General features: G+C 37.7%; 27 protein-coding genes and 3 pseudogenes. 19 read left to right on the top strand and 11 right to left on the bottom strand.

Going from position 1 to position 26,595, the window contains the following annotated elements:
* Positions 1 to 11: 11 nt before the first annotated feature.
* The 5 genes and pseudogenes from B3P17_RS09850 to B3P17_RS09830 all read left to right on the top strand — a co-directional run bounded on the left by B3P17_RS09850 (position 12) and on the right by B3P17_RS09830 (position 2,851).
* Positions 12 to 461 (top strand): GNAT family N-acetyltransferase, encoded by a 450-nt coding sequence (locus tag B3P17_RS09850; RefSeq protein WP_252638015.1) that lies wholly within the window; start codon positions 12 to 14, stop codon positions 459 to 461.
* A gap of 192 nt (positions 462 to 653) precedes the next feature.
* Complete coding sequence (gene queD, locus B3P17_RS09845; protein ID WP_252638014.1) at positions 654 to 1,016, top strand: 6-carboxytetrahydropterin synthase QueD; 363 nt, start codon at positions 654 to 656, stop codon at positions 1,014 to 1,016.
* The gene (locus tag B3P17_RS09840) at positions 997 to 1,578 is read left to right on the top strand and encodes a 7-carboxy-7-deazaguanine synthase QueE (protein WP_006841750.1); all 582 of its coding nucleotides are present in this window, start codon (positions 997 to 999) and stop codon (positions 1,576 to 1,578) included. The genes queD and B3P17_RS09840 overlap by 20 nt, the downstream gene beginning before the upstream one ends.
* Positions 1,578 to 2,437 (top strand): annotated as a pseudogene (locus tag B3P17_RS09835) (ribonuclease Z). Before B3P17_RS09840 ends, B3P17_RS09835 begins: the two are co-directional and overlap by 1 nt.
* 78 nt (positions 2,438 to 2,515) lie before the next feature.
* A complete protein-coding gene (locus B3P17_RS09830; RefSeq protein WP_252638012.1) occupies positions 2,516 to 2,851 on the top strand; it encodes a T9SS type A sorting domain-containing protein in 336 nt (111 codons plus the stop codon).
* A 59-nt stretch (positions 2,852 to 2,910) separates the two neighbouring features.
* On the opposite strand, the gene B3P17_RS09825 is transcribed toward B3P17_RS09830, so the two are convergent.
* Together B3P17_RS09825 and B3P17_RS09820 are read right to left on the bottom strand one after the other, a co-directional pair.
* Positions 2,911 to 3,585: a ComEA family DNA-binding protein gene (locus B3P17_RS09825; RefSeq protein WP_252638011.1), complete on the bottom strand. Its 675-nt coding sequence runs from the start codon at positions 3,583 to 3,585 to the stop codon at positions 2,911 to 2,913.
* Between the two features lie 3 nt (positions 3,586 to 3,588).
* Complete coding sequence (locus B3P17_RS09820) at positions 3,589 to 4,188, bottom strand: MarC family protein (protein ID WP_252638010.1); 600 nt, start codon at positions 4,186 to 4,188, stop codon at positions 3,589 to 3,591.
* A 147-nt stretch (positions 4,189 to 4,335) separates the two neighbouring features.
* On the opposite strand from B3P17_RS09820, the gene B3P17_RS09815 reads away from it, so the two are divergent.
* The 5 genes and pseudogenes from B3P17_RS09815 (at position 4,336) to ubiE (ending at position 9,817) form a co-directional block, all read left to right on the top strand.
* Complete coding sequence (locus B3P17_RS09815) at positions 4,336 to 6,324, top strand: NAD(+) synthase (RefSeq protein WP_252638009.1); 1,989 nt, start codon at positions 4,336 to 4,338, stop codon at positions 6,322 to 6,324.
* Between the two features lie 230 nt (positions 6,325 to 6,554).
* Entirely contained in the window at positions 6,555 to 7,238 is a 684-nt protein-coding gene (locus B3P17_RS09810; protein ID WP_252638007.1) for a porin family protein, read from the top strand.
* A gap of 282 nt (positions 7,239 to 7,520) precedes the next feature.
* Entirely contained in the window at positions 7,521 to 8,471 is a 951-nt protein-coding gene (locus B3P17_RS09805) for a phosphoribosylaminoimidazolesuccinocarboxamide synthase (RefSeq protein ID WP_252638006.1), read from the top strand.
* Positions 8,472 to 8,477: 6 nt separating this feature from the next.
* The gene (locus B3P17_RS09800; RefSeq protein ID WP_006841758.1) at positions 8,478 to 9,044 is read left to right on the top strand and encodes a zeta toxin family protein; all 567 of its coding nucleotides are present in this window, start codon (positions 8,478 to 8,480) and stop codon (positions 9,042 to 9,044) included.
* A gap of 42 nt (positions 9,045 to 9,086) precedes the next feature.
* Positions 9,087 to 9,817: pseudogene (gene ubiE, locus B3P17_RS09795) on the top strand (bifunctional demethylmenaquinone methyltransferase/2-methoxy-6-polyprenyl-1,4-benzoquinol methylase UbiE).
* Positions 9,818 to 9,825: 8 nt separating this feature from the next.
* Here ubiE and B3P17_RS09790 read toward each other — a convergent pair.
* Positions 9,826 to 10,362 (bottom strand): HD domain-containing protein, encoded by a 537-nt coding sequence (locus B3P17_RS09790; RefSeq protein ID WP_252638004.1) that lies wholly within the window; start codon positions 10,360 to 10,362, stop codon positions 9,826 to 9,828.
* 213 nt (positions 10,363 to 10,575) lie between these two features.
* Here B3P17_RS09790 and B3P17_RS09785 point away from each other — a divergent pair, with 213 nt between their 5' ends.
* Positions 10,576 to 11,724, top strand: a complete 1,149-nt coding sequence (locus tag B3P17_RS09785; protein WP_252638002.1) for a hypothetical protein — start codon at positions 10,576 to 10,578, stop codon at positions 11,722 to 11,724.
* A gap of 26 nt (positions 11,725 to 11,750) precedes the next feature.
* On the opposite strand, the gene B3P17_RS09780 is transcribed toward B3P17_RS09785, so the two are convergent.
* The gene (locus B3P17_RS09780; RefSeq protein WP_291105308.1) at positions 11,751 to 12,644 is read right to left on the bottom strand and encodes a 3-keto-disaccharide hydrolase; all 894 of its coding nucleotides are present in this window, start codon (positions 12,642 to 12,644) and stop codon (positions 11,751 to 11,753) included.
* Between the two features lie 358 nt (positions 12,645 to 13,002).
* On the opposite strand from B3P17_RS09780, the gene B3P17_RS09775 reads away from it, so the two are divergent.
* Together B3P17_RS09775 and B3P17_RS09770 are read left to right on the top strand one after the other, a co-directional pair.
* Positions 13,003 to 13,956 carry an NAD(P)H-dependent flavin oxidoreductase gene (locus B3P17_RS09775; protein WP_252637999.1) on the top strand — a complete coding sequence of 318 codons (954 nt, stop codon included), beginning with the start codon at positions 13,003 to 13,005 and terminating at the stop codon, positions 13,954 to 13,956.
* A gap of 178 nt (positions 13,957 to 14,134) precedes the next feature.
* The gene (locus B3P17_RS09770; protein WP_252637998.1) at positions 14,135 to 15,520 is read left to right on the top strand and encodes a transglycosylase SLT domain-containing protein; all 1,386 of its coding nucleotides are present in this window, start codon (positions 14,135 to 14,137) and stop codon (positions 15,518 to 15,520) included.
* Positions 15,521 to 15,542: 22 nt separating this feature from the next.
* Here the strand turns inward: B3P17_RS09770 and folP are convergent, their stop codons facing one another.
* The 3 genes from folP to B3P17_RS09755 all read right to left on the bottom strand — a co-directional run bounded on the left by folP (position 15,543) and on the right by B3P17_RS09755 (position 17,799).
* Positions 15,543 to 16,382, bottom strand: coding sequence for a dihydropteroate synthase (gene folP, locus B3P17_RS09765; protein ID WP_252637995.1), 840 nt, complete (start codon positions 16,380 to 16,382; stop codon positions 15,543 to 15,545).
* A gap of 146 nt (positions 16,383 to 16,528) precedes the next feature.
* Positions 16,529 to 17,353 (bottom strand): MBL fold metallo-hydrolase, encoded by an 825-nt coding sequence (locus tag B3P17_RS09760; protein ID WP_252637994.1) that lies wholly within the window; start codon positions 17,351 to 17,353, stop codon positions 16,529 to 16,531.
* 116 nt (positions 17,354 to 17,469) lie between these two features.
* A complete protein-coding gene (locus B3P17_RS09755; protein WP_006841767.1) occupies positions 17,470 to 17,799 on the bottom strand; it encodes a zinc ribbon domain-containing protein YjdM in 330 nt (109 codons plus the stop codon).
* Positions 17,800 to 18,155: 356 nt separating this feature from the next.
* Here B3P17_RS09755 and B3P17_RS09750 point away from each other — a divergent pair, with 356 nt between their 5' ends.
* From B3P17_RS09750 to bla, 5 genes are read left to right on the top strand one after another with little or no spacing between them, the layout of a single operon-like run.
* On the top strand, positions 18,156 to 18,731 hold the full coding sequence (locus B3P17_RS09750) for a DUF5063 domain-containing protein (protein WP_252637993.1): 576 nt from the start codon (positions 18,156 to 18,158) through the stop codon (positions 18,729 to 18,731).
* A complete protein-coding gene (locus tag B3P17_RS09745) occupies positions 18,725 to 19,318 on the top strand; it encodes a 3'-5' exonuclease (RefSeq protein ID WP_006841769.1) in 594 nt (197 codons plus the stop codon). The genes B3P17_RS09750 and B3P17_RS09745 overlap by 7 nt, the downstream gene beginning before the upstream one ends.
* 35 nt (positions 19,319 to 19,353) lie before the next feature.
* Positions 19,354 to 20,274, top strand: a complete 921-nt coding sequence (locus B3P17_RS09740) for a DnaJ C-terminal domain-containing protein (RefSeq protein WP_252637992.1) — start codon at positions 19,354 to 19,356, stop codon at positions 20,272 to 20,274.
* Positions 20,275 to 20,291: 17 nt separating this feature from the next.
* Complete coding sequence (locus B3P17_RS09735; protein WP_006841771.1) at positions 20,292 to 20,579, top strand: chaperone modulator CbpM; 288 nt, start codon at positions 20,292 to 20,294, stop codon at positions 20,577 to 20,579.
* 5 nt (positions 20,580 to 20,584) lie between these two features.
* Positions 20,585 to 21,472, top strand: a complete 888-nt coding sequence (bla, locus tag B3P17_RS09730) for a class A beta-lactamase, subclass A2 (RefSeq protein WP_252637991.1) — start codon at positions 20,585 to 20,587, stop codon at positions 21,470 to 21,472.
* Between the two features lie 8 nt (positions 21,473 to 21,480).
* Here the strand turns inward: bla and B3P17_RS09725 are convergent.
* The 4 genes and pseudogenes from B3P17_RS09725 to B3P17_RS09710 all read right to left on the bottom strand — a co-directional run bounded on the left by B3P17_RS09725 (position 21,481) and on the right by B3P17_RS09710 (position 25,819).
* Positions 21,481 to 23,129 (bottom strand): annotated as a pseudogene (locus B3P17_RS09725) (GH32 C-terminal domain-containing protein).
* A gap of 21 nt (positions 23,130 to 23,150) precedes the next feature.
* On the bottom strand, positions 23,151 to 23,936 hold the full coding sequence (cdaA, locus tag B3P17_RS09720) for a diadenylate cyclase CdaA (RefSeq protein WP_006841774.1): 786 nt from the start codon (positions 23,934 to 23,936) through the stop codon (positions 23,151 to 23,153).
* Between the two features lie 89 nt (positions 23,937 to 24,025).
* Positions 24,026 to 24,901 (bottom strand): GNAT family N-acetyltransferase, encoded by an 876-nt coding sequence (locus B3P17_RS09715; protein WP_252637990.1) that lies wholly within the window; start codon positions 24,899 to 24,901, stop codon positions 24,026 to 24,028.
* Between the two features lie 18 nt (positions 24,902 to 24,919).
* Complete coding sequence (locus B3P17_RS09710; RefSeq protein ID WP_252637989.1) at positions 24,920 to 25,819, bottom strand: DUF2156 domain-containing protein; 900 nt, start codon at positions 25,817 to 25,819, stop codon at positions 24,920 to 24,922.
* Between the two features lie 163 nt (positions 25,820 to 25,982).
* On the opposite strand from B3P17_RS09710, the gene B3P17_RS09705 reads away from it, so the two are divergent.
* Entirely contained in the window at positions 25,983 to 26,591 is a 609-nt protein-coding gene (locus tag B3P17_RS09705) for a response regulator transcription factor (RefSeq protein ID WP_135105503.1), read from the top strand.
* Positions 26,592 to 26,595: the final 4 nt, after the last annotated feature.

The following is a 26,595-nucleotide window of genomic DNA, read 5'->3' as shown; positions in this document are numbered from 1 at the left end:
CTGATGAGTAAATGACAATAATCAGAACTGATTCGTCCAATAAAGATTTTATCGAGCTTATACCATATCTCGATGCGGAACTAGATGTAATGGATAGGAAGGCTCATACGATATGCAGTCAGTATAACGGTGTGGAAGCTATAAAAAATGTCGTTCTTGCTTATTCGGAAGGAATAGTTGTCGGGTGCGGAGCAATCAAAAAATATTCGGAAGACACGATGGAAGTAAAACGAATGTTTGTAAGACCAGAATATCGTGGCAAAAGGATTGCTTCAAATGTCTTGAAAGAATTAGAAGCTTGGGCTTTAGAGTTGGGGTATTCAATCTGCATTCTCGAAACCAGTTGTAAACTTTCCGATGCGATAAGGCTTTATGAGAAAAGCGGCTATGTACAAATACCTAATTATGATCAATATGAAAATGTTGAGACTAGTCGATGTTTTTGCAAAAAGCTGAAATAAATATCTCGAATAGAAACTGACTCGAACAGATACATTTCTTTCTAATAATTATCTATTAATAGAAATGTGGACATGAGGGGAGTCTCTTGAAAAGTTATTTGTAATTTTGATAAAAAAGGTAACAAATGAAATCAACGGAAAAGATGTTACTTTTGTCACTTTTTAGTATTTAATAAATTTAGAATAAGGTACATGTACAAAATAAGCAAACAGTTCTCTTTTTCGGCCTCACATATTCTTGAGGGACTCCCTCAGGAGCATCCTTGTTCCCGATTACACGGACATAATTATGTTATTACCGTGCATTTGAAATCAAAGGAATTGAATCAAGTAGGCTTTATAAAAGATTATAGAGAACTAGACAGTGTAAAGAAATATATTGACGAGAAACTCGACCATAGGCACTTAAATGATGTTTTGTCCTTTAATCCTACGGCAGAAAATATTGCCCGATATCTGTATGATACATTTGTGGAGGATATCCCGGAGTTGTACGCTGTAGAAGTTTCTGAAACACCAAAAACAACCGCAATATATGAAGCTGATAGTAAATGAGATATTCTACTCCTTGCAGGGAGAAGGGGGACGTAGCGGAGAGGCTTCTATATTTATAAGGCTTACAAAGTGTAATCTGGCTTGCAGTTTTTGTGATACAGACTTCGCCGACGGCGATGTGATGACTATAGATGAAATACTGGAGGAGATAAAACAGTATCCTTGTAAGTGGATTATATGGACAGGTGGAGAACCGACTATCCAGCTTAAGGATGAATATCTTGCTGTTTTCAGGAAGCACGGCTATAAACAAGCAATAGAGACAAATGGTACGCGCCTTGTGCCATCGTTGATCGATTATATTACATGTAGTCCCAAGCAAGATTACGAAACGATAAAAAGCAGGATTCCTGTAGTAAACGAAATAAGAATTCCTGTTAAAGTCGGCGATACAATTCCGGATGCTTCTATTTTTCCAAAGGCGGACAATTATTTTTTAAGTCCGATTTTTGATGGAGACAAAATCAACTTGGAGAATGTAGACTATTGCGTAGAACAAATAAAGCTGAACTCACAGTGGAAGCTGAGCTTGCAAATTCATAAGCTTATACATATCGAATAATGGAGAAGTTTGAACTCGACATACTCGGTTGTGGATCGGCTACTCCAACTACTCTGCATAATCCTTCATCGCAGGTGTTGAACATAAGAGATAAGCTCTTTATGATAGACTGCGGGGAGGGGACACAGTTGCAGTTTAGGAGAAGCAAACTGCGTTTTGGGAGGCTTAATAGTATTTTTATATCCCATCTGNNCGTACGGGTGATATTACGATATATTCCGTAGCGGGACTGGAAGAAATTTTGCGACCCGAAATTGACTTTTTCTGTAAGGATAATCCCTTTCAGGTGAAGATAGAAACTTTCGACCCTAAAAAGAGTGAGCTAATATATGATGATCGTTCTGTTTCGGTGACTACAATTCCCCTGAAGCATCGTGTTCCATGTGCCGGATTTCTTTTTCGGGAGAAGCAAAAGGAAGCGCACTTGATTCCCGAGATGATAAAGTTTCATAATATCCCCATTCGGGAATTAGCTAATATAAAAAAGGGTGCTGATTTTATAACAGAAGAGGGTAAGGTTATTCCTAACTCGCATCTGACAATTCCTTCCGAGCCTGCACGTTCTTATGCTTATTGTTCAGATACAGCTTACAATGAAAAGATAGTGCCTATTATAGAGGGGGTTGACTTGCTTTATCATGAGGCTACCTTTGTAGACGAAGATGCTGCAAGAGCGAAGGCCACAGGGCACTCTACTGCTTCTCAGGCTGCACTGATAGCCAAGTTAGCAAATGTAAAAAAAATGATGATTGGTCATTTTTCGGCACGATACCCTGATAATCAGATTTTGCTGGATGAGGCAAGGGGAGTTTTTCCGAATACAATTCTTGCTAACGAAGGGCTACGTGAAAAATTGTAAAAACCTTGTTTTTTTTATTCTATTTTATTCTTTTATAAGCTTTAATATCTATATTTGTGTTTGTTAGGAGTATGATTAATGGCAGGAATTAGAAAAATATTATTCATTGCGTTGTTTGCGGGGCTCTCTTTATCAGCCAATTCGGCTAGGATGGAGTTTCCTTCAGACCCATTTCGTACTGCCGGTGAACAGCAAGATAATACGATGACTTTAGAGGTTGTGATCAATGGTATCTCTAAAGTAACAATGGAAAATATTCCAACGACCGGCTATCTTGAAGTTTATAGTATATTGGGTGTAAAGGTAAGAAGCATAAACCTTAGGACATATCTGGGTGTGTGCAATATCGAAATTCCTAAAGGCATATATATATTGAAAGCCGGAAAGGTTGCCCAAAAAGTAATAGTGAAATAAGTTTTGGCTTATTTTATTTATTTAGTGAAGGCAGTAAGATTTCTTACTGTTTTTTTATTTTAATCAAAAGATAAATAGGGTGTTAGCCTTTTTGTGTCAGCATCTGTAAATTCTTCGAGTAAAGACAATCTGTCCAAAGACTCTATTTTGCCTTTTCGCTCTCGTATATCTATAATGATTTTGGCTCGTTTGTATTTGATATATGGGTGTTTATTCAATTCTTCAAAAGAGGCTGTGTTGACTTTTATCTTTTTAGTATTGGGCGTGATTCTCAGATATGGTATAATTTTGTTGAATAAATCATCGTCCATTCCCCATACTTCCTTCAACTGATTCAGGCTGTTGTATCCACCCAATAGATTACGGTATTTTACTATCCTGTTGGAAAAAGCACTCCCTATGCCGGGTATCTTCTTTAGATCAGTAGTGTCGGAACTATTTATCTCTATTGTTTCACCGGTTTTTAACTTCTCCAGATGAATGTATTCAGTGTAATGTGTGCTGTCTTTCTGTATATGATATTCTTGTTGGTAGGAGGTTGTTGAATCCCTGTCTTTTAGTTTTTCTATAAATGCTTCAAATTCTCTTTCTGATTCGGGACAGATGGTTTTATCGTTCTCTTTCTGAATGGAAACGAGAATATATATTCCACCAGAGATAACGATAAGGATTAGTAATAATATGATTGCTATTCTATCTCCCTTATGGATATATAGATAATCCTTCCAGCTCATGTATTATTTACCGCTGAGGCTTTCTATCAGGGTATTTATGTTTGAGGTAAACAGGCTCACAGATATTGCCATTACGATAACTCCAAAGAATTTACGCAAAACATATACTCCTCCTAATCCCAGCAGCTTTTCTACTACCTTCAGATATCTAAGTACAAGAAATACGATTATCATGTTAAGAAATAGGGCAATAATTATATTCGATACGTCATAATCTGCACGCATGGATAGCAGTACTGTAAACGTTCCCGGACCGGCTATTAAAGGGAATACAATTGGGACAAGAGTCTTTGATCCTCCCGGTGCATCATTCTTAAATATTTCGACTCCAAATATCATTTCTATCGAGATGATAAATATGACCAATGCTCCTGCAACGGCAAAAGATGATACTTCTACATTGAACATGTTGAGTACCCATTTCCCCACAAATAAGAAAGCTGTCATTATTATAAAAGAATAGATCGCAGCCTGTAGCGGGTTTATGTCTCTGCCTTCTCCTTTGAAACCAAGAAATATAGGAATTGAACCGGATACGTCGATTAGTACGAAAAGCACAACAAATGCGCTCAGAATTTGCGTTATGTCAATATTAAAGTCCATAGTATTTGCTTTTTTAGGATTACACAAAGGTAAATAATTTTTGATGCATCAAAAAAGTTAAAGAGAAAATAGTATACAGGCTAAATATGTTTTATAATAAGCAATTAATAAAAAACTTTTGTAAGTTTGTAAAAATATAATATTTGTATGAATAACCACGGATTTGTAAGGGTGGCAGCAGCTTCTCCGGCTTTGAAAGTTGCAGACTGCGATTACAACACTGACGAAATCATAAAACTCATAAATAAGGCTGAAGAAGATAACATTTCGGCAATAGTTTTTCCTGAACTATCCATCACTGCATATACTTGCGGAGACCTCTTTCTACAAAGTTTGTTGCTTGAAGAAGCCTTGAAATCACTCAACCGTATTTGTGATGCTACTGGCAATCTGTCTATTGTGGCGTTGGTAGGTCTGCCTATAGCTGTATCCAATCGACTTTATAATATGGCGTTAGTCGTTAGTGGCGGACGAGTTATGGGGGCTGTTCCTAAAACGTTCTTGCCGAACTATAATGAGTTTTACGAAAAACGATGGTTTTCATCATCCGAAGAATTAAAAGAAAAAACAATTACCTTGTGTAATCGTTCTGTTCCTGTGGGAGTTGATCTTGTCTTTAAAACAGAGTTGTTTAATTTCTCAATTGATGTTTGTGAAGATTTATGGACTCCAATACCGCCGTCAAGTATCTCTTGTCTCAATGGCGCAGAGGTGATTTTTAATCTTTCGGCGAGTAACGAGACTACAGGTAAACATCTTTATCGAAAATCTCTTGTTAGCCAACAATCGGCACGTTGCATTTCCGGATATGTATACGCTGCATCGGGTAACGGGGAGTCTACTACCGATATAATTTTTGCCGGTAGTAGTATGATTGCAGAGAATGGTTCGATTTTGGCTGAAGGAGAACGTTTTTCGTTCGATAGTAAAGTTACAGTTGCAGATATAGATATTGATCGGTTACGCATTGATCGGTTGAAGAATAAATCATTTTCTTTATCCGAATATGCAGCTATAAAAGGGATTGAATTTAGAGATGTTTTTGTGTCTAAAAACCTTATTTCAAAATCTATTTCAGATAAATTGGGTAAGGATAAAAAAGCGGGCATAAAAAAATACGGACTCAGGCGATTTGTATCTCCTACACCTTTTGTTCCAACAAATGATGGGACGTTGAATGAACGTTGTGACGAAATATTCTCAATACAAGTTAGCGGCCTAGCCAAAAGGATGCTGCATACCAAGATTCAAAAGGCAGTAATTGGTGTTTCGGGTGGTCTTGATTCTACATTGGCATTGCTTGTTTTAGCCAAAACATTTGACAAACTGGATATACCTAGAGAGAATATAATCGGTATCACAATGCCGGGCTTTGGGACTACTGACCGCACTTATACGAATGCAATTAAGTTGATGCAGTCGTTAGGAACAACGATTAAAGAAATATCTATAAAAGATGCCGTAATTCAGCATTTCAAGGATATTGAACATGATGTAAATACCCATGACATAACTTACGAAAACTCTCAGGCTCGTGAGCGAACCCAAATACTGATGGATTATGCGAATAAAGTAAATGGGCTTGTGATAGGAACGGGAGACCTCTCGGAATTGGCATTAGGATGGTGCACCTATAACGGTGATCATATGTCGATGTACGCTGTGAATACCGGCATTCCGAAGACACTTGTTCGCACCCTAGTAGGATGGATTGCTGATACACATATGGATGAGTCGTCTAAAGCTGTACTTCTTGATGTAATGGACACTCCTGTTAGTCCCGAACTGCTTCCTATGGATGAAAACGGAGAGATCTTGCAAAAGACAGAAGATGTGATAGGGCCGTATATTTTGCATGATTTCTTCTTATATTACGTGTTGAGATTTGGGTTTCCTCCTTCAAAAATATATTTTCTAGCTAAGCATGCTTTTGCAGAACAATATACTAATCAGGAGATATTGAAATGGCTTAGAACATTCTTTTGGCGGTTTTTCTCTCAACAGTTTAAGCGTTCGTGTCTGCCTGATGGGCCGAAAGTAGGATCTGTAAACTTGTCACCACGAGGTGACTGGCGGATGCCGAGTGATGCATCTGTGGCTTTGTGGATGAAAGAATTGGAAACATTAGAACTATAGTTTATTATATTTAAAGACAATTATTTACTTTACAAAAAGATATTTATATTATTTGAATTATTGAGAAGACTATTATGGACTTTTGCATATAATGGAAGATTCATAATCATAAAACAAATACACATTAGGTAAAGCTGAGAATGTAGATATAAAATTACAGTATATTTAATCTTTAGTACCTAAGCATGTATCGATCTTTCCGATCGAAACTTTATAATCAGAAAAACTATATGACTACAACAAGACTTTTTTCAACAATCTTTCTATTTTTTTATTTTACATCTTTATTTGCTCAGGATGAACCCCCTTTCCGATTTGGGATAAGAGGGGGAGGAAACCTATATAGTGGCGTACTGAATGTTGCACCGGAAATTAGTAAAAAACTACATGCCGGCTATCAACTTGGATTCACTGCCGAATATAAGTTCAAAGACAATGCTTATTTGCAAACAGAAGTAAGCTTTATCACAAAAGGGGTGATGTATAAAAGTGCCGAAACTTTAGGAAATGGAGTAAAACAATGGAAGCAGGATTTTACTCTTAAATACATACAGATTCCTTTTCTGATTGCCTATAAACTTGAAATAGAGGAAAATGTTAGTTTATATTTTCATGGCGGACCTTATTTCGCCTACGGCATAGGAGGTAAAACAAGCCTAAAGATAACTCATAAGCAAGCCGAAGGTGAAGATGCTGAGACTAGCCAAGATTCATTTGGAGAAAATGGATTAAAAAAATTAGATATTGGCATAAGGTTTGGTTCAGGACTTGAATTTGAGAAATATACTATAGGATTTGATTTTGAATATGGGCTCACAAATATTAGTCGTAAAGACACTAAATTGAGTTCTCTTCTCAATGATAGAGGATTTAAAAATAAGGGAGTATGTTTATCGTTAGGCTATAAATTCTAAAAAAGAAGCGTAAAGAATATAAATTTGAAAGAAGAAAAAACAATAAATTGAAATTATATTAATTCTTACAAAAAGTCTCTTATTCTTTCTTTTGCCATTGTTTTTTTAACATAGTTCTATTACCTTTGGAGAGAGTAATCCGGATTTTATTTATCGTTGATAAACAAAGGGATAAAGATATTCTAATGAAAAGATAAGAATATAAAGAAATAAATATACTCAGGAAAATGAACGGCTTTGGCGTTTATATGTTATAAACATGGAAATTAAAAATTAAATCAAATGAAGAGTACTCTAGTTAATACCAATTTCCATTTTAATGGGCAAACAAATGTCTATCATGGAAAAGTAAGGGATGTATATTCTGTAGGTAACGACCTATTAGTGATGATTGCAACAGACCGTATTTCGGCTTTTGATGTTGTGTTACCAAAAGGTATACCATACAAAGGACAGGTGCTGAATCAGATTGCTGCGAAATTTCTGGATGCCACAGCCGATATTGTTCCTAACTGGAAATTGGCAACACCAGACCCTATGGTAACAACAGGGTTGCGTTGCGAGCCGTACAAAGTAGAAATGGTAATTCGCGGCTATCTGACCGGTAGTGCTTGGCGTGAATACAAAGCAGGAGCAAGAACTCTTTGTGGAGTGCCACTTCCTGAGGGGATGAAAGAGAATCAAAAATTTCCTACCCCGATCATTACTCCTACAACAAAGGCAGATGAAGGTCATGATGAAAATATATCTAAAGAAGAGATAATTGCACAAGGATTAGTAAGTAGAGAAGAATACGAGCAACTTGAAAAATATACTTATGCACTCTTCCAACGCGGTACAGAAATGGCTGCGCAAAAAAAACTGATTCTTGTAGATACAAAGTATGAATTCGGTAAAAAAGATGGAAAGATTTACTTGATAGATGAAATTCATACACCAGACTCATCTCGCTATTTTTACGCTGATACTTATCAAGATCTGTTTGAAAAGGGAGAAGAACAACGACAACTATCTAAAGAATTTGTTCGCAAATGGTTAATGGATAACGGATTCCAAGGTAAAGAAGGGCAGACTGTTCCGGAGATGACAGAGGAATATTGCAAAAGTGTATCGGAACGTTATATTGAACTATACGAGAAGATAGTTGGAGAACCGTTTATAAAAGCAGATGTAAGCAATGTTTCGGAACGTATCGAAGAAAACATTAGCAGATATCTAAAAAAGAGAGGATAGAAACGGATGCCAAATCTCTATATTATAGCTGGCTGTAATGGTGCGGGAAAAACAACCGCATCATACGCCATGTTTCCTGAAATGCTCGATTGTAAGGAGTTTATCAACGCCGATGAAATAGCCAAAGGATTGTCTCCATTTCAGCCGGAGAAAGTCGCTATTGAAGCCGGTCGTATCATGCTTATGCGTATGAACGAAATGATGCGTCTTCAGGAAGACTTTGCTATAGAGACAACATTGGCGACCAAGTCGTACGTCAACTTTATCAGACGTGCGCAAGCTGAGGGTTATTTTGTAACACTTATATACTTTTGGCTCGAATCGCCAGAATTGGCAATAAAAAGGGTAGAGCAGCGCGTGCGTTTTGGAGGGCATCATGTTCCTGATGATGTTGTGGTAAGACGTTACTTTGCAGGAATGCGAAACTTATTTTCGCTATTTATTCCTATCTCCGATTATTGGCTTTTGGTTGATAACTCAACCGATCCATTCAGAATTATTGCAGAGGGGAACAGAACTAAAATACAGGAAATTCAAGATGAAGATACTTTCTTCTATCTCAAGAATGCTTGATCTTCAACTGAAGTCTACTTCAATTATATTCCATAAAAGATAATGAGCTATAAAGCCGAAAAAGTAGTGCCTTATTCCTCTACTGAGAATAAGGGAGCACAGGTCGAACGTATGTTCGACTCCATTGCCGAAAACTATGATACCCTAAACCATACTATGTCAATGGGTATAGATATAGGCTGGCGTAAGAAGGGCTTGTCTATGCTTAAAAAGANNAACATATATTGGATATCGCTACCGGTACAGGAGACCTCGCTATACAGGCTTATGATATATTATCTCCTCAGCATATACTGGGAATTGACATATCTGAAGGCATGATGAATGTTGGGCGTCAAAAAGTAGCGAAAGCGGGGTTGTCTGATAAAATAAGTTTCGAGAAGCAAGATTGTATGGCTTTGAGTATTGAAGATAATTCGTTTGATGCGGCAATAGTAGCTTTTGGGGTTCGTAACTTCGAAGATTTAGACAGGGGATTGAAAGAAATACTACGAGTTCTTAAGCCGGGAGGGCAGTTGATGATTCTAGAACTTAGTACTCCCCAACATTTTCCCATGAAGCAAGCATATTGGTTGTATTCTAGATTATTTATACCTACAGTTGGGCGATTGATCTCAAAAGATAAAACAGCCTACTCTTATTTACCAAAATCAATAGAAGCTTTTATTCAGGGAAAAGATATGACAGAGACCCTATTGAAAAATGGTTTCCGAAAAGCAATATACAAGACTTATACGCTTGGTGTTTGCTCTATGTATCTGGCGGAAAAATAATTTCTCTTTCATAAAAAAGCAAGACTCCATTCATCAAATATTTTAACGGAGTTTGTACCATGCTTTTCTAGGCCTTTTCTTATTTTGTCTATTGACTTTTCTACTCCCAGATTTGTCTTTGAATAAAAACAATCGGCAAAACAAATAATCTTTTCCTCAATGCTCATTGGTTGCATATTGCGGTGCGGTAAAGGCAGGTTCTCTGCTTTTATTTCTTCGAGAGAAATGCCCACGCCTGTATGTCTTTCACAAACCAATGCATGACGGTGATATCCTTGGGCATCTAATAACTCACGTCCCAAGTATCCATGACACACATACGGAGCTATTCCATTACACTCGATAGAAGGAGCGTTGGTAAGGAAAATACCTATATCATGAAGCATGGCGGCTTCCTTTATAAATTGAATATCAGCATTTAATTCTGGGTGCTTCTTTGCAATCTCCAGGGCTTTGTTCATTACCTCTTTGCTGTGTCTGATCAGTATCTTGTATAAATCAGAATCTTTCTTATAATATTTTTCTATAATAGCGATCACGTCCATGACATATAAATATTTATTGAGTACGAATTGTGTAAATTTGTAACATGTCTTATATTCAATATTAGAAACAGTCAATATCAAAAAAAGTTTTGTAATTTAGTAACAATAAAAATAGCCTCATGTCAATTGAGGATATATAGAAAATGAGATAAGTAAACAAACCTCGAATAGGATTGTTTACATGCTGAGAATAAATAATAAAACAACATAGTTATGTCAGATAGTGGCAATAATGAATGTCCTCTTTGTGGTAAAGATACACAAGATGGTGAAATATTCTGTCGTGACTGTCAGGAAATTGCACAAAATTCTTACTCCTCAGGTTTGCTGTCGGCAGATCAAGAGGCGGTAATATCCGCTGAGCTTGATGAAGAAGCCCATCAAGGCGAAGTAAATAATTTAGACAATGCTTTAGATAAAGATGAAACTTCACCTTCGACAGAGACGGAAGATAAGAATACATTTTTCCGTAAAAATAAGAAGCTGTTAATATTCTTCTTTGTAGGGCTCATTATCTTCATGATAGTTGGGGTGATAGGTGGCTACTTGCGTCAACAGAATTTGAATACGTTGGCAACTGAAACTGCATATTGGAACAAGTGTATTGAAGAAAACACTCCTTTGGGATATTCTAAATACTTGGTGAAATACCCCGAAGGGAAATATAGTGAGGAAGCCTATCAAAAGATTGTAGAACTGCGTGACAATGAGCGAAAAGCTTGGGAGAAACTCAGAAGCTCAAATGATATAGATGCCTTGTTTGCTTTCCTCAAAGATCATCCTGAAACACTTTATCTAAAAGATATTCGGCATGTGATAGATTCGTTAAGTTGGATTGGAGCTCAAGCTCAAAACTCGGCAGATGTCTATTTGGCTTATCTGGAGAATTCAAAGCTCGGACGGATTGATGGAGAGTACATTGCATTGGCTCAGGAACGTTACGACTATCTTAGCCAGCTGAAAACGCTCGAAGGAAAAGATCTGGATGAAGTGAAGAAAACCTTGACAGATTTCTTTAGTGCCATGTCTACTGTTAGCAGTAAAGGAATGCAAAAATTATCCGTAGATACCTTAAGCCAATTCTATACCTCTAAAAACCTATTGAGCAAGCATATTGCAGATTCATTGACAGTAGGTCGTAAAACAGATAAAATACGCAGTGTGCTTTACACTCCTGTTACAGACTCTATAGAAGCTATCCTTGACAACAAAGGCGTTTGTTTTATTACATTGCCTGTGAAGAAGGAAGTAACTTATTCAGATAGGAAAAAGAAGAAAGATCTCAGTCAGTCTACTCTCAGCATAGAGCTTAATAATAAGAAATTGCAGGCTATCTATAAAAAGTCTAAAGCTACAAAATAGAGATAGCATTCCTTTCCTTCTTATTATTAATTAAAATATTGCTGATATTCTGTCGGGAGCTCTTCTATCTTTTTTATATCAATGTCTTTATAGAATACCTCTCCGGCTTCGCTCTGTAATTGTATTTTGCCTTCTACCAATGGCTTTGTTTCCCCATTGTTCAGGTAGCGTAGATTGGATAATGCCATTACTACATTGCCGTTTACAATATGTAAGCTTTTGCCTTCGTAGCATATAAGCTCGATATCGTTCCACTCATCTTTGGGTTTTTCTGTTGTGCCTTTTGCTGCGCAGTAGTAGCCGTTAGGAGAGTTAACTCCGATGGGGATTGAAAAGGCTGAATTGTCGAATATTACTTTCGATGAATCCTTTCGGGCACGCACATCCATTTGAGTTTGACCTATGCACCAGTAGTCTCCACTACTGCCCTCAGTTCCGGTTTCTATTAGTTGAAATTCATGACTTGTCATCCATGTTCTCCAATAGTCGGCACCACACTCTCCGATGGAATGGTATAGTATTCCTGAATCTGAAGACTTATTGAGCCTTGGTTCCCATTTTTTATTTCCCCATTTCATCTTTAGTCGGAGATGATAATTTCTATAACTCTCTTTCGTAAAAACACATCCGTAAACTTCCCCGCTAACCTTTAATATTGGTTCGTCACCCTCCTGTATTACGGTGAATACATTTTTATGGTTATTGTTATATCCTATAGGTTTGATCGTATCTCCGTTTGCATCTAAAGGAACACTACCATTATAGTTGTCTTTCATCTCATAACTCAGATACATATCCCATCTTGACAAATCTTTATCAAGCAAAGATGTCCATCCGGTCTCTTTTTGTTCTTTAGATCCGCATGAGATAAATAGGACGACTAACAATAAACAGATTAATTTTGATAATATGTTTTTCATAAATAAAAATGATAATGTATTGAATGATTGACTGTTCAAATATATGCAATTAATTTGTTAGTTTTTTGAAAGTCCTATATATTCTACTCAACAGATTCTAACAATAGAGCAAAAGGTGACAAAAGTGACACTTTTTAGACCCTTATCTATTGTCACTTTCTGAATTTGCTCTGCTCTCTTTATCCTTGCTTGTCATATATAGGAACGAAGCGCTTCTTCTATTATAAGATAATTTATTTACATAAAAGTACGTTGTAATCTTATATTCAACAAAAAGAGTGAGCTTTAGTCTTTGGATTATACTTCCATTTTCAATATTTTCCTAAATTTGCAATACGTAACAAATTGAATGAAAAGAATGAATAATAGAATTACATCTTTATTTGGTATAAAATATCCGATTATATCAGGAGGTATGGTTTGGTGTAGTGGTTGGCGTTTGGCTTCGGCAGTCAGTAATGCCGGAGGACTTGGGCTTATAGGAGCCGGGTCTATGCATCCCGAAACATTGCGCGAGCATATACAAAAATGTAAGGCGGCTACGGATAAACCTTTTGGTGTGAATGTGCCATTAATGTATCCTGAGATAGAAAAGATTATGGATATTATTATATCCGAAGGGGTGAAGATTGTATTTACATCGGCAGGGAATCCTAAGCTTTGGACTAAAAAGCTTCAAGATAATGGAATAAAAGTAGCACATGTTATTTCCAGTTCTAAATTTGCATTAAAATGTGAAGAGGCAGGAGTAGATGTTGTAGTGGCCGAAGGGTTCGAAGCCGGAGGGCATAACGGACGTGAAGAGACTACCACGATGGTGCTGATTCCGCAAGTAAGGAAAAGCATATCGATACCTCTTATTGCAGCCGGAGGGATAGGAACGGGCAGTGCTATGTTGGCTGCTTTCGCATTAGGGGCGGAAGGTATTCAGATGGGTACTCGATTTGCTCTTACACAGGAGAGTTCGGCTTCCAACGAGTTTAAGGAATTGTGTATAAATCTTAAAGAAGGGGATACTATTCTCTCATTGAAAAAACTTAGTCCTACCCGACTAATAAAGAATGATTTTTATACTACAGTACAGGAAGCAGAAGACAGGGGAGCAACAGCAGAAGAAATGCGTGGAATTTTAGGACGTGGACGTGCTAAGAAAGGAATTTTTGAAGGAGACCTTTCGGAAGGCGAACTCGAGATAGGACAAGTCAGCTCACTAATTGAAGACCTTCCTACAGCGGCAGATGTAGTAAATAGTGTAATTGAAGAATATAACGCGAAAGTTGAAAATATGATTTCGCAAGACATGAAATTCTGATAATAAAAAATAGGAATTGATACGGAGGTTTTCATAAAATTGGAAGCCTTCGTTTCGGTTCGTTCAGTACTTCTTAAACAGGAGAGCTACAGAATATAAACAGATACGAAGATAGCCTGATCTTATTTTTATAATAAGATTAATTATATATAATACCTAAATCTCAACTGATAAAAACATGAGAAAATTCTGTTGTATATATGTACTGATAGTTCTTTGTCTCTTTTCGGCCTGTAAAAAGAAAGAACAGAAGACTCCCTATGATTTTGAGCAGATCAAACAAAAGAAGGAACTAACCATTATTACGCTCAATACCTCTACATCTTACTTTATATACAAAGAAGAGCCTATGGGGTATGACTATGACCTCGCTCAGGATTTCTGCGACCACTATGGGCTGACATTGAAAGTAAAGGTAGCGGAGAATACCAACAAGCTTGTGGAGATGCTGAATAATGGTGAAGGCGACCTCATCGCCTATGCCGTACCTATACAGACAGGACTTAAAGATTCTATCCTATATTGCGGACTGCAACAAATAACCCATCAGGTATTAATCCAACAGGCAAATAAGGGAGATACTATAATAAAAGATGTAACGGGCTTGATCGGCAAAGAGGTGTATGTGGAAGACAATACAAAATATTATCAACGCTTGCTGAATCTGAATTCCGAACTGGGAGGAGGTATCAACATTCATCCTGTAAATGAGGATACGATTACCAGTGAAGACCTCATCGAAATGGTATCTCAAGGAAAGATAAAATATACAATCTGTGATGAATATATTGCCAAGTTGAACAAAACATATTATCGAAATATAGATATATCGCTTCAGATCAGTTTCGACCAACGCTCATCATGGGCTGTGCGGAAAGATTCTCCCCAGTTGGCAAAAGCATTAAATGAATGGTTCCAGCAGAATGGGAATACTCCTGTTTATAAAGGAATTACTAAAAAGTATTTCGAGTTGAGTAAGCAGACTTTCGAGGGTGAGTACGAAATCCCGAAGAATTTACCTAAGGGCGCAATTTCCATTTACGACGAACTGTTTAAAAAGCACGCTAAAGGTACAAAGTACGATTGGCGTTTTTTGGCAGCGATATGCTATCATGAGTCTCGCTTTCAGAATAATCTCACCTCATGGGCGGGAGCTGCCGGAATAATGGGATTGATGCCACGCACAGCAGCGTCTCTTGGTCTAAAAAGTGAAGACCGCATGAACCCCGATTTAAGTATAGGTGCTGCCGTAGAGCTACTCGACAGGCTAGACAAGATATTTGGTAAAGTAAGTAGCATAGAGGAGCGGGAGAAATTCTTGCTTGCAGCTTATAATGGAGGAAATGGACATATAAATGATGCGCAGGCTCTGGCTCAAAAATATGGTGCTAACCCTTATATATGGGAAGGGAATGTGAAGAAATATTTGGAGCTGAAAGGAAATCCCGAATATTATAATGACCCTGTATGTAAAAGTGGATACTTCAGAGCCGGACAAACGACACGTTACGTAAACGATGTATTAAGAACAATGGATCGCTTCAAAAGGATAAGTCCAAAATAATAAAATCAGAAAAGGGTATTTGCTATAAGCTGTACCCTTTTAGTTTTTCAGTGATTTTTACTGCTTCTACAGCTTCTTTTACATCGTGCACGCGTAATATGTCAGCCCCGTTCTGTAGGGCAAAAGTGTTCAGGATGGATGTGCCATTGAGGCTTGCTTCGGCTGTTGAGTCTATCAAATTGTAGATCATTTTCTTTCTGGAAATGCCGACAAGCAAAGGAAGATCGAAAATAGAGAAGCCTTTCAGTGAAGCCATCAACTCGTAATTCTGGTCGATAGTTTTACTGAATCCAAAACCCGGATCTATTATAATATCGTTTACGCCTTTGAGGTGTAGCTCGGCTATTTTTTTAGAGAAGTAGTAAAAAATATCTTGAATCAGATTGTCGTAATCTGTCAATTTGCTCATTGTTTGAGGTGTGCCTCGCATGTGCATAAGTATATAAGGAACATTGAGCGAGGCAACGGTATCGAACATATTTTTGTCCATTTCACCTCCCGATATATCATTTATAATGTCAACACCATGTTCTTCTACACAAAAACGAGCTACATCACTATAGAATGTGTCAACCGAGAGAATGGCGTCGGGGAATTCCTTATTTATAATATTCAGTGCCGGTTTTAGGCGTTCTATCTCCTCTTTTGACGATAATAATGTAGACGAAGGACGTGTAGATTGTGCTCCTATATCCACAATTTTACCTCCTTGTGTTAATATTTCTGCTACACGGGCAACAATCTCTTGTTCGCCCTGCTTGCGGCTCTCTGCAAAAAATGAATCAGGAGTGATATTTAATATTCCCATCACAATAGGTTGCGACAGTTCTAGCAATTCTCCTTTTATATTAATTGTTTTCATGCAATTCTCCCTTTTACTAAGATGTAACAAAAGTAACAGATTTTCTGCGATTATTGCAATCTACTTTTTCCATTATTTGAAGCTGAGTCTTCAATAAAATAAAGAGGTGATATTTCTTGTGATGTTCAACGCTAGTGAGATGTCTCTCAGAACTCTCTCAGTCCCGATACTTTATAGCGGCTCAACGTTTCTAGTTTTACGTTCTTGCCTACTACCACTCCATTGTCATAAAGGGCTTGTTCTACAGCTTTAAAAGCTATTTCGGGATGATTATTGTCTTGGCTGAGGTGGCAAAGCCAGATGTTCTGAAGGTTTTCGCTGTATATGCTTGCAATAAACTGGGCAGATAGACGGTTGCTAAGATGTCCCATTCCATTGCCTATGCGTTGTTTCAGATAGTAGGGGTATTTACCCGCCTGAAGCATATATTCGTCGTAGTTGGCCTCAATTACCAGGTGATTTGCCTTCGCGGCATATTCTTTTATCGTATCGGTAATCCGTCCGATATCTGTTACTAATACAAACGTCTGCTCGTCGAACTCAATGTGGTACCCTACATTCTCGATACTATCGTGGGGAACCTCGAAGGCGGTTATTTGAAATTCTCTGATAGAGAATGTTTGTTCTTTTTCTATAATCTTTCTTGAATGCACCAAGCTTGCGCGTACAGCCCTGTTTCTTAAGATGCCGTTATGTACTGTTTCTGTTGCATAAACAGGGATGTTGTATTTATCACCGAGGCACCCCACTGTTTTGATGTGATCGGCATGATCGTGGGTTACCAATACGGCTATGATTTTATCGAATGAGACACCATATTCGCGCAGGGCTTTTTGTATCGAACGTATTCCTATGCCGGCATCGATGAGTACACCATATTCATTCGTTCCCAGATAGTAGCAATTTCCACTGCTACCACTACCAAGGCTGAAAAATTTATATTTATATTGAGGGAATAGGCTGTACTGCATAATGAATGCAAAGTTATATAGTCCTCCCAATAAAAAAGACTTATATTAGGTTAAAAAATAGACCTAAAGAAAAAAATATCTTTTATTTATTTTAATACGGAAGGGCTAGCAGGCTCTTATTTCTTCAAGAAGCATGTTTTAAGTACAATGCTCGATCCGTCTATCTTGCAATCCACTTCAGTTGGTTCTTCTGTAAGGCGGATACTTCTTACCTTTGTACCTCTTTTTATTACCATCGATGATCCTTTTACTTTCAGATCTTTGATTACCGTAACCGCATCTCCGTCCTGTAGTTCTGCGCCGTTGCTGTCTCGTGGTGTCATATCGTCTGATTCTGCTTTTGCTTCGCCTGTCCATTCGTGAAAACAGTCGGGGCAAATAAACATAGTACCATCAAAATATGTATTTTCCATGCTACATGCAGGGCAATTTGGAGTATCTCCCATTTCGTGCTAATTTTTATAGTGTTAAAAAATGAATTATACTCTTTTTCGGTAAGAAAGTATAGAGTATAATATATTTACTAATTATTTGAAATAAGGTACAAAGATAAGGCAAATAGCAAGTGCATCCAAATAAGGAGTAGAAACGGGGGATGATTGGCAAGGATAAGGGATTTATTGATATTGCTTAATGAATGTTTAGTGATAATAAAATATATTATCCGAACAATACAGTTAACAAAATAATAGGTTAAATTTGTTACTTAAAGAAAAATCAACGATCTGTTTTATGTAGATCAGGATGCAATTTAGATAATATATATTGAGCCGTTAAAACGGCAGAAAAATTAAAATATACAATGGAGAACCAATTAAAAGAGATCGTTTATTCTCGTGATACAATTGAATTTGTAACAGTCGCAGTACAATATTGTGGCTATTTTGAAAGCTTTGAAGATGTAAGCGAAGCGGAATTGATAGATAAGCTTACAAAGCTTCTTCCACTGCTTTACTTAAAAGCTTCTCTTGTGCCCGAGACAGATATCATAAATGAAGACGAGGAACCTGAGATAACAGTAACGGAGGGAGATTACAACTATATTTCTTCAAAGCTATATGATGTATTTCAGAATAATGATGCGTATCTTGAGGTTTTTCTTCAGGATATGAAATATAGTGACACTCCTATTACTGCCAGTATAAGCGAAGATCTCTCGGATATCTATCAGGATTTGAAGAACTTCATTACAGTTTTTGAAAGAGGTGTTACAGACAATATGAATGATGCACTATATTTCTGTATAGAGAATTTTAAGTCATATTGGGGGCAGAAGCTGGTAAATGTTTTAAGAGCTTTGCACTCACTCAAATATACGATAGTAAATGATAACCTTGATGAAGATCTCGAATCTGCTGATACAAATGAATTATGGTAAACACTATATCCAAAGCTGAATTGTCTACTTATGCACAGGAAGTTTTTCCGGGTAGAATAATCGTAATACAAGAAGAAACCGAAGCAAAGAAAGCATGCGACTATCTTAGCAAATGTGAAGCTATCGGATTTGATACAGAGACCCGCCCTGCTTTTCGTAAGGGAGTGACGCATCAGATAGCACTTATGCAGTTGTCTACAATCGATACTTGTTTTCTATTCCGGCTCAATCTGATCGGGTTTCCTGCTTGTCTGGCCGAACTTCTTGTCAATCCTGCCGTGAAGAAGATCGGGCTGTCGCTGAAAGATGACTTCTCGGCGATACACAAGCGGATGAGTTTGGCTCCGGCTAACTTCGTCGAATTACAGTCTTTTGTTAAAGATTACGGTATAGAAGACAATGGCTTACAGCGTATTTATGGCATACTTTTTGAAAAGAGGATATCAAAAGGGCAACGCCTGTCAAACTGGGAAGTAGATGTACTTTCTGACTCACAGAAAATGTATGCTGCGCTCGATGCATGGGCTTGTCTGAGGATATATAACGAACTTAAAAATAAAGAAAAAATAAATTCGGTCAGGAGCTGATATTCTGATGCTTCTGACTCATAATTGAAAAATATATGGCATTTATAGATTATTACAGCATTTTAGGTGTATCTAAAACTGCCAGTGGCGATGATATAAAAAAGGCTTACCGAAAGTTAGCCCGTAAATATCACCCTGACATAAATCCTAATGATGAGGAAGCAAAGAAGAAATTTCAGCAGATAAATGAAGCGAATGAAGTTCTGTCCGACCCCGAAAAACGGAAAAAGTATGACGAGTACGGAGAGAACTGGAAGCATGCCGAAGAATTTGAAAAAGCCCGTCAGCAACAAGCTCAAAATGGAGGTTTTGCTGATTCTAGCACTTTCGGGGGCGACTTTGGCGGAAGGGCATATAGCTTTTCCGGTGAAGACGAAGGAGGGTTCTCTGACTTTTTTGAATCCCTGTTCGGCGGCAGAGGTGCATCCAGAGGTTCTCGGACAAGCGCATTTAGGGGTCAAGATTATACTACGGAGCTGCACTTAAGTTTGCGTGATGCCTCTGAAACCCATAAACAAACATTGACTCTTAACGGAAAAAATCTACGGATAACAATTCCGGCAGGGGTAGCAGACGGACAAGTAATAAAGCTGGCAGGACAAGGAGCTCCCGGTAGGAATGGAGGTCCAAACGGTGATCTGTATATTACGTTTGTGATACAAGAAGACCCGAAATTCAAAAGAGTAGGGAATGACTTGTATACGAATGCAGATCTAAGCTTGTATAAAGCTGTGCTTGGAGGAGAGGAAACGGTAGACACTTTTACAGGAAAAGTAAAATTGAAAGTTGCCGCCGGAACTCAGAATGGGACAAAAGTTCGTCTAAAAGGGAAAGGTTTTCCTGTATATAAAAAAGATGGACATTTTGGAGATCTGATTATTACCTATACAGTGAAAATCCCGACCAATCTGAATGCAGAACAGAGGGAACTGTTCGAAAAGTTAGCAAAGTCTTAATTTAAAGCGCCACAGTTATGAATTCAGAACTGATTATTATACACGAATATTGTATTCAAAATCAAGTAGAGCCCGATTTTATTGTGCAGCTTGAAAATGAAGGACTGATACAGGTAAGTATTGTTGATAACGAACGGTATATACATATTTCGCAGTTGAGGCACTTGGATCAGTATGTACGTTGGTATTACGACCTGTCAATTAATGTGGCGGGGATTGATGTTATTCAAAACCTTTTGGATAAGATAGATACGATGCAGGACGAAATTTTACGACTAAAAGAACAATTACGTTTGATAGATTAATGTTTATGAAGAAACTTTTATTTCTTATTTCAGCCATAGTGGTTGCTTTTCCTGTGTTTTCACAGAATGAGGTTTTGAGAAACAAGATTCAGAAAATAATTCAGGGGAAGGATGCTACCGTTGGAGTTGCTCTCATTGTGGATGGAAAAGACACGTTGACTATCAATAATAATTTTCGTTACCCAACTCAAAGTGTATATAAATTTCATTTGGCATTGACTGTGTTAGACTATCTAAATAAGAATAATCTCACACTCGATCATCAGGTTTATGTGAAAAAAAGTGACTTACTCCCCAATACTCACAGCCCACTAAGGGACGATTATCCGCAGGGAGAGATGTACCTCTCTGTTGCTGATATTATCAGATATACAGTATCTAAGAGCGATAACAATGGATGTGATATACTGTTTCGCTTGGTAGGAGGTACAGCTGTAGTGGATAGATATATAAGAGATCTTGGCCTCTCTGAGTTTGCCATTGCTGCCACAGAAGAAGAAATGCACGGACCTTGGGAAGTACAGTATACTAACTGGTCTACCCCCTATACTGCAGCACAAGCTTTAGAAATGTTTAGAACACAGGATATTTTACCCCAGCCTTTCCACGATTTTTTGTGGGATACGTTGGCTGGGACTACTACAGGTGGAAATAAAATAAAAGCATTGCTTCCCGAAGGGACATTCGTCGCACACAAAACAGGGAGCTCGTTTCGTAATGCCGAAGGGTTGAAGGCCGCAGAAAACGATATTGCAATCATACAATTACCCGACGGTCGATATTATTCTTTGGTTGTATTTGTTGCCGACTCGATGGAAAGCAATGATGTGAACTGCGGTATAATTTCTCAAATATCAAAAGCGGTGTATGATTCTCTTGAAGAACAGCAATAGCCGTAATTCTACCAAATCGATTTCACTGTATATACTTCCATATTTTTGACTTCAATATTATTCCCCCAGAAGTGAAACCCTTCGGTATTATTGCTATCGGGTTTGCGTTCCATCGAATATGAGAATATTCCTCCGTCGATAAACACTTCTACAGAGGTACGATCTATATAAATATCTGCTGTGAGCTCCATGCTCGTCATGTCTTGTGGCGAATAGAACATTCCGTTCAGCATGTTTCCATTCATATCATAATTTATCAGCCGTTGACCAAATAGGTTGAGCCCTGCATCTGTAGCATGTGATAGCTTAATTGTTGTTTTGATGCGCAGGCAGTCTGAGTTGTAGAACTCTTTCATCTTGTTGTTGGCATCATCCGATTTCAGATTGCTCCATTTTTGAACAGGGGTAAACAATTGTTCTGTCTCTTTTATCGGATTGTTTATCAGCCTTGTGCCTTCTTTTGTAGTTTTTAGAGTTAGCTCGGTAGGGAGTAGCATCATTCCATTGAATGGCATATCGGGTTGGTTTATGCGTCCCCATCCTATTTGTATGCGTCTGCCATCACTGTCGGGGATGTTTGTAAATGTCTGTGCAGCATAAATTGATCCCGAAGTATAATAATATTTGCCAGCCTCAGGAGTGAATGTCTTTCCGTCAAAAGAACCTAGCATATATGTTCCCGAAGCTCCATAGATCACCCATTTGGTATTGTTTTTGTTCCCGTCTATCGGTAGCTCAAATAGTTCTGGGCATTCCCAAAATCCTGTAATATGGCTTTCGTAATTCCAATCTTTCAGATTTTTAGACGTGTATATTGAGTGCCCGTCTCTTTCATTCAGTACCATTACCCAATGTTTTGACGGAGCATACCAAAAAACTTTCGGGTCGCGTGTGTCTTTGCTATTCCATTTGTCTTTTGAGTCTATAAGCGGGTTTTTGTCATATTTNNCGCATATTTTGTCCATGTACGCCCTTTGTCGAGACTGTAAGCCATGCATTGTACTTGCTTTTCAGAGCTATCTGCTGTATAAAAGGCTATCATCGCAGGATTGTCTTTCTTGTTATATCCCGCTGTATTATCATAATCAATGATTGTTGAGCCGGAGAACATTGTGCCCAAATGATCGGGATATAGTGCTTCGGGTAATTGTTGCCAATGTATCAGGTCTTTGCTTACGGCATGTCCCCAGTGCATGTTTTCCCATTCACGTTCGTAAGGATTATGTTGATAGAAAAGATGGTATTCACCATCGTAGTATATCAATCCATTGGGATCATTTATCCACCCTCGTTGAGTAGTGAAGTGAAATTGCGGACGGTTCTTTTCTTTATATAGGTTTTCATGCCCTTCTATTCTGTCATCCTGATAGATTTTGCTTAATCCTGATGGATCACCCTCATAGCTGAAGTTTATAGTCTTACCCTTATAAGCCGCCATATCGCAAAATACCCAGTAATCGGGCTGAGCAGATAGGCGTATTACAAATGATCTGTCTTCTTTTCCGTCTACACTAAAGCTCATTCTTTTTCTCTCTGCTCTTTGTGAAACAGGCAGGTTCAAGTATTTCTTCGTTATCTTTATCTGAATATTTCCGGCAGATAAAGAAAAACAAAATAGAAGTGAAACATGTAGGAATAATAAATTTTTAATGGGCATTTTCATGGTATATCCGATCGTTTATGTTTTCTTCTTTTTTACCAAAATAGTTTCAGTGAGAAGTTCCTGTAGCCTTTCCGGGGATATATTCGTTTGTATTTTTCCTTCGCTTACAAAGGATATTTTACCTCTTTCCTCTGATATAACAATCGCTTTGGCATCGGTTTCTTGCGATATGCCGAGGGCTGCCCGGTGTCTTAATCCGAGAGATTTGGGTATCTCCTGATTCTGAGAAATAGGAAGGATACATCCGGCTGCTTTAATTTTGTTTCCTGATATAATTAAAGCTCCGTCGTGTAAAGGCGTGTTTTTAAAGAATATATTTTCTATCAGACGGGTACTGATCTCGGCATCTAAGACTTCGCCTGTTTCTTCATATTGTCCTAACTTAATCTCTTGTTCGATAACAATAAGTGCCCCTGTATATGTTTTGGCCATATTCATACATGCTAAAACCAGAGAGGTAATAACAGGCTCTGAGAGGCCTCCACGTTCTTTTGAACTGAAGAACCGAGCAAAGAAACGAAAGGTGCGATTGGAGCCGAGCGTCATCAAAAAACGTCGGATTTCATCTTGGAAGATAATGATGAGTACGATGAGTCCAATATCGACAAATTTGTCGAGGATAGCACCCATAAGGCGCATTTCCAGAACTTTAGATACAAGTATCCATAAGATCATAAAAGCCAATACACCATTGAATATGGCTCCTGTGCCCGATTTGGAGACAATCCTATATAATTGGTACATTACTGTAGCTACCAATAGTATATCAATTATATCTTTTATTCCAAAGTTTTCGAGCATATATGCGATACTATATTACTAAAATTCAAAGATAAGTTATTTCTTCGATAGATAATTCAGAAAAGACATCAGTCTTCTTAAAAAATCTTTTATTCCAACATCAGATTCATAATAGGCTGATGGTCTTGAAAGAATCGTTGCTGTTTTTCTTCAAGCTCATGAACCTTGTAGCCAAACAAGAGCCTGCACAGCAATCGTACGTCTGTTTCTATATCAAAAGAGCCTTCCGATTCTAATATCAACTCTACATTTCCACAGTCTATTGAATATATTTGAGGAGTATCTTCCTGCGAACAATCCGTTACTTTTATTCTGAATTTCTTAGATAGATTGTCTTTTGCATATAGGTCTAAAAGAGTCCATGTGTCTATCACACGTGCCATGCCGGGTAGATCCTTCTTTTCGGGGTATCCGTCCAGTTTGTACTCCTTGGCTATAGCCTCAAAGTCATTCCTGCTTTTTTGTACACAAAAGTCTCTGAATCTGAATAATTGATCGAACGTTTGATAAGCCATATCGATATTATCGGAATATGTATCTAGTATTTTTTTGATAGGAATAATATTTTCTCCTTTATCAAATACTTGTTCATATTCGTATTTCTTATAAAAGTCATACAGCCATTCTTCTGCAGGAATCAGTATTGCAAGAGGTATATTTCTTTTGGCAAGTATCCTATGCGCTTCATGAAGCAGCTGTGCCATGTAGCCTTTTTTTCTGTGTTCGGGCAATGTGCATAGTCCTGCCATGTATGCAAAAGGAATTTCCTGCCGGTAAAAGTTTATTGTATACGGCAACATTTGAAGGCTTGCAACCGCTTCTCCTTCTTCAAAATATATCAGTGTATTCTCATGCTTGTATTTGTATGTGAAAAGGATATCGAGAAACTCGTCCGTATCCTCGAAGCATATTTTCCACATACTACGTACTAATTCTGCTGTTTGCTCATTGGCGAATTGTATCATGAGAACGATAATATAATGTTACACAAATGGAATAAGAATTCCTTCTTCTAATAATAGATCAGGGTAATATGACATTTTAGCCTTGCGAAGATTTGCTATACCCATATCTTCCTCTCTGTTGATATATTTGTATTGAGACGCTTCGTGTTTTATAAACTGCTGGTTGATAATTGTATATGCGCCGTTTACTTCGCTGAACGCTTTTTCTACATGCACAACGAAAGTATCAGCCGTAAGTTGCTCTCCTATTGTGAATGCCACGATCTTTCCATTAACACGGATCGCACCTCCACGAAGTTGCAGATATTCGAAGTTTTCGAGCATAATTTTGGTTGCGATATAATCGTATCGTTGAGAGAAATCCGCTTTTGAGGTATTCACTTCTTCCCATTCGTCGAGCATATATGCACACTCTTCCAGCTCTTTTTGGGAAGTCAGAGGAAAATATTCCCAGTCGGGGTTGTCTGCCTTAAATCGGTTGATGTGATTGCGCTTGCTTTGCAGTTTTTTACCCGAAAGGTTAATTAACTTCTCAGACAAATAGATATACTCATCATTGTTGCGATCGGGCAGATATCTGAACTCTCCCGGAATTTCGTTGCGTATTTTTTCCCACATTTCAGACGAGATGCCTTTCATCTGGAATGGTATTTTGTTTATTTTCGCATCTTCTTCTATTAATTTGAATGCATCTATAAGTGGCATTTTCCCGATGGGCATCATATAGTACGTCTGTCCGTCGGAATCCTGGAACCTAAGAAATATTGTACGGTGTTCTATTGCGTACACCGTTTTGAATTTTGCATTCCATGCGTAAAGGTTTGTAAAACAAAAGTCGCAGGCACGGTATTCGTTTCCTGCAAAGGCGGCATCCATTACTTTTTTATCAGAAAGTGTAATCTGCTTAAAGTTGATCATAAATTAGGAATGTATTAAAAATCCTATAAACAAAACTACTATAAATATTGTTTAGAAACACAAGTCCGGATTATTTATATTATATAACATTTGTTTATAAAATAAAATATCACGAAATTTGTGACTTATAAAGAATCATTCTATATAAGAAAACTATCGAAAGATGTCTAAAACGAAGAAAGTGCTGGCTGTAGCCGAAACTTCATATATTATTCGTAAAGGTCTGGTTTATGTTTTATCTCAGCTAAATAGCGTCGGAAAAGTTGTAGAATTGAGAGAAATGGAAGATATAAATTATCAGATAAATATACTCAAACCGGATGCTGTTCTTATCAACCCCATGTTGCTGGGGCATACATCAAGGCATGATATCCGGCAGCAGCTCAATTTGGATAAACAGACAGCAATAATAGCTTTGGTTTATAATCTTATTGATGAGCAGTTTTATCGTTCCTATGATGCAGTTATACGTATAAATGATTCGGAATCGAAGATTGAAGAAACTTTACTTAAATGTCTTGAGAAGGAAACAGGAGGACAGTCAGACACCGAAGAGCTGAGTGATAGAGAGAAAGAAATTTTGATAAGTGTTGTGAAGGGCATGAGTAATAAAGAAATAGCCGATCATCATAGTATCTCTATTCATACGGCTATTACGCACCGCAGAAATATTACACGCAAATTGAAAGTTCATAGTATTTCTGGATTGACTATATATGCAATAATTAATAAATTAGTGGATATTTCGGAAATAAAATATCAAGACGAATAAACTT

Source organism: Dysgonomonas sp. UBA7630 (assembly GCF_002483985.1).
Lineage (GTDB): Bacteria > Bacteroidota > Bacteroidia > Bacteroidales > Dysgonomonadaceae > Dysgonomonas.
The sequence above is the reverse complement of the archived record's forward strand: the minus strand, read 5'-3'. Positions and strand labels throughout refer to the sequence as shown.

Bases quoted from the DNA above. Each gene is read 5' to 3' on its own strand.
- B3P17_RS09735 (WP_006841771.1), top strand. From the start codon at position 20,292: ATGAATTCAGAACTGATTATTATACACGAATATTGTATTCAAAATCAA.
- B3P17_RS09740 (WP_252637992.1), top strand. From the start codon at position 19,354: ATGGCATTTATAGATTATTACAGCATTTTAGGTGTATCTAAAACTGCC.
- B3P17_RS09815 (WP_252638009.1), top strand. From the start codon at position 4,336: ATGAATAACCACGGATTTGTAAGGGTGGCAGCAGCTTCTCCGGCTTTG.
- B3P17_RS09830 (WP_252638012.1), top strand. From the start codon at position 2,516: ATGGCAGGAATTAGAAAAATATTATTCATTGCGTTGTTTGCGGGGCTC.
- B3P17_RS09710 (WP_252637989.1), bottom strand. From the start codon at position 25,819: ATGATCAACTTTAAGCAGATTACACTTTCTGATAAAAAAGTAATGGAT.
- B3P17_RS09805 (WP_252638006.1), top strand. From the start codon at position 7,521: ATGAAGAGTACTCTAGTTAATACCAATTTCCATTTTAATGGGCAAACA.
- folP (WP_252637995.1), bottom strand. From the start codon at position 16,382: ATGAAAACAATTAATATAAAAGGAGAATTGCTAGAACTGTCGCAACCT.
- B3P17_RS09705 (WP_135105503.1), top strand. From the start codon at position 25,983: ATGTCTAAAACGAAGAAAGTGCTGGCTGTAGCCGAAACTTCATATATT.
- queD (WP_252638014.1), top strand. From the start codon at position 654: ATGTACAAAATAAGCAAACAGTTCTCTTTTTCGGCCTCACATATTCTT.
- B3P17_RS09840 (WP_006841750.1), top strand. From the start codon at position 997: ATGAAGCTGATAGTAAATGAGATATTCTACTCCTTGCAGGGAGAAGGG.
- B3P17_RS09755 (WP_006841767.1), bottom strand. From the start codon at position 17,799: ATGGGAGATACTCCAAATTGCCCTGCATGTAGCATGGAAAATACATAT.
- B3P17_RS09770 (WP_252637998.1), top strand. From the start codon at position 14,135: ATGAGAAAATTCTGTTGTATATATGTACTGATAGTTCTTTGTCTCTTT.
- B3P17_RS09775 (WP_252637999.1), top strand. From the start codon at position 13,003: ATGAATAATAGAATTACATCTTTATTTGGTATAAAATATCCGATTATA.
- B3P17_RS09825 (WP_252638011.1), bottom strand. From the start codon at position 3,585: ATGAGCTGGAAGGATTATCTATATATCCATAAGGGAGATAGAATAGCA.
- B3P17_RS09745 (WP_006841769.1), top strand. From the start codon at position 18,725: ATGGTAAACACTATATCCAAAGCTGAATTGTCTACTTATGCACAGGAA.
- B3P17_RS09790 (WP_252638004.1), bottom strand. From the start codon at position 10,362: ATGGACGTGATCGCTATTATAGAAAAATATTATAAGAAAGATTCTGAT.
- B3P17_RS09750 (WP_252637993.1), top strand. From the start codon at position 18,156: ATGGAGAACCAATTAAAAGAGATCGTTTATTCTCGTGATACAATTGAA.
- cdaA (WP_006841774.1), bottom strand. From the start codon at position 23,936: ATGCTCGAAAACTTTGGAATAAAAGATATAATTGATATACTATTGGTA.
- B3P17_RS09785 (WP_252638002.1), top strand. From the start codon at position 10,576: ATGTCAGATAGTGGCAATAATGAATGTCCTCTTTGTGGTAAAGATACA.
- B3P17_RS09715 (WP_252637990.1), bottom strand. From the start codon at position 24,901: ATGATACAATTCGCCAATGAGCAAACAGCAGAATTAGTACGTAGTATG.
- B3P17_RS09800 (WP_006841758.1), top strand. From the start codon at position 8,478: ATGCCAAATCTCTATATTATAGCTGGCTGTAATGGTGCGGGAAAAACA.
- B3P17_RS09780 (WP_291105308.1), bottom strand. From the start codon at position 12,644: ATGAAAAACATATTATCAAAATTAATCTGTTTATTGTTAGTCGTCCTA.
- B3P17_RS09760 (WP_252637994.1), bottom strand. From the start codon at position 17,353: ATGCAGTACAGCCTATTCCCTCAATATAAATATAAATTTTTCAGCCTT.
- B3P17_RS09820 (WP_252638010.1), bottom strand. From the start codon at position 4,188: ATGGACTTTAATATTGACATAACGCAAATTCTGAGCGCATTTGTTGTG.
- B3P17_RS09810 (WP_252638007.1), top strand. From the start codon at position 6,555: ATGACTACAACAAGACTTTTTTCAACAATCTTTCTATTTTTTTATTTT.
- bla (WP_252637991.1), top strand. From the start codon at position 20,585: ATGAAGAAACTTTTATTTCTTATTTCAGCCATAGTGGTTGCTTTTCCT.
- B3P17_RS09850 (WP_252638015.1), top strand. From the start codon at position 12: ATGACAATAATCAGAACTGATTCGTCCAATAAAGATTTTATCGAGCTT.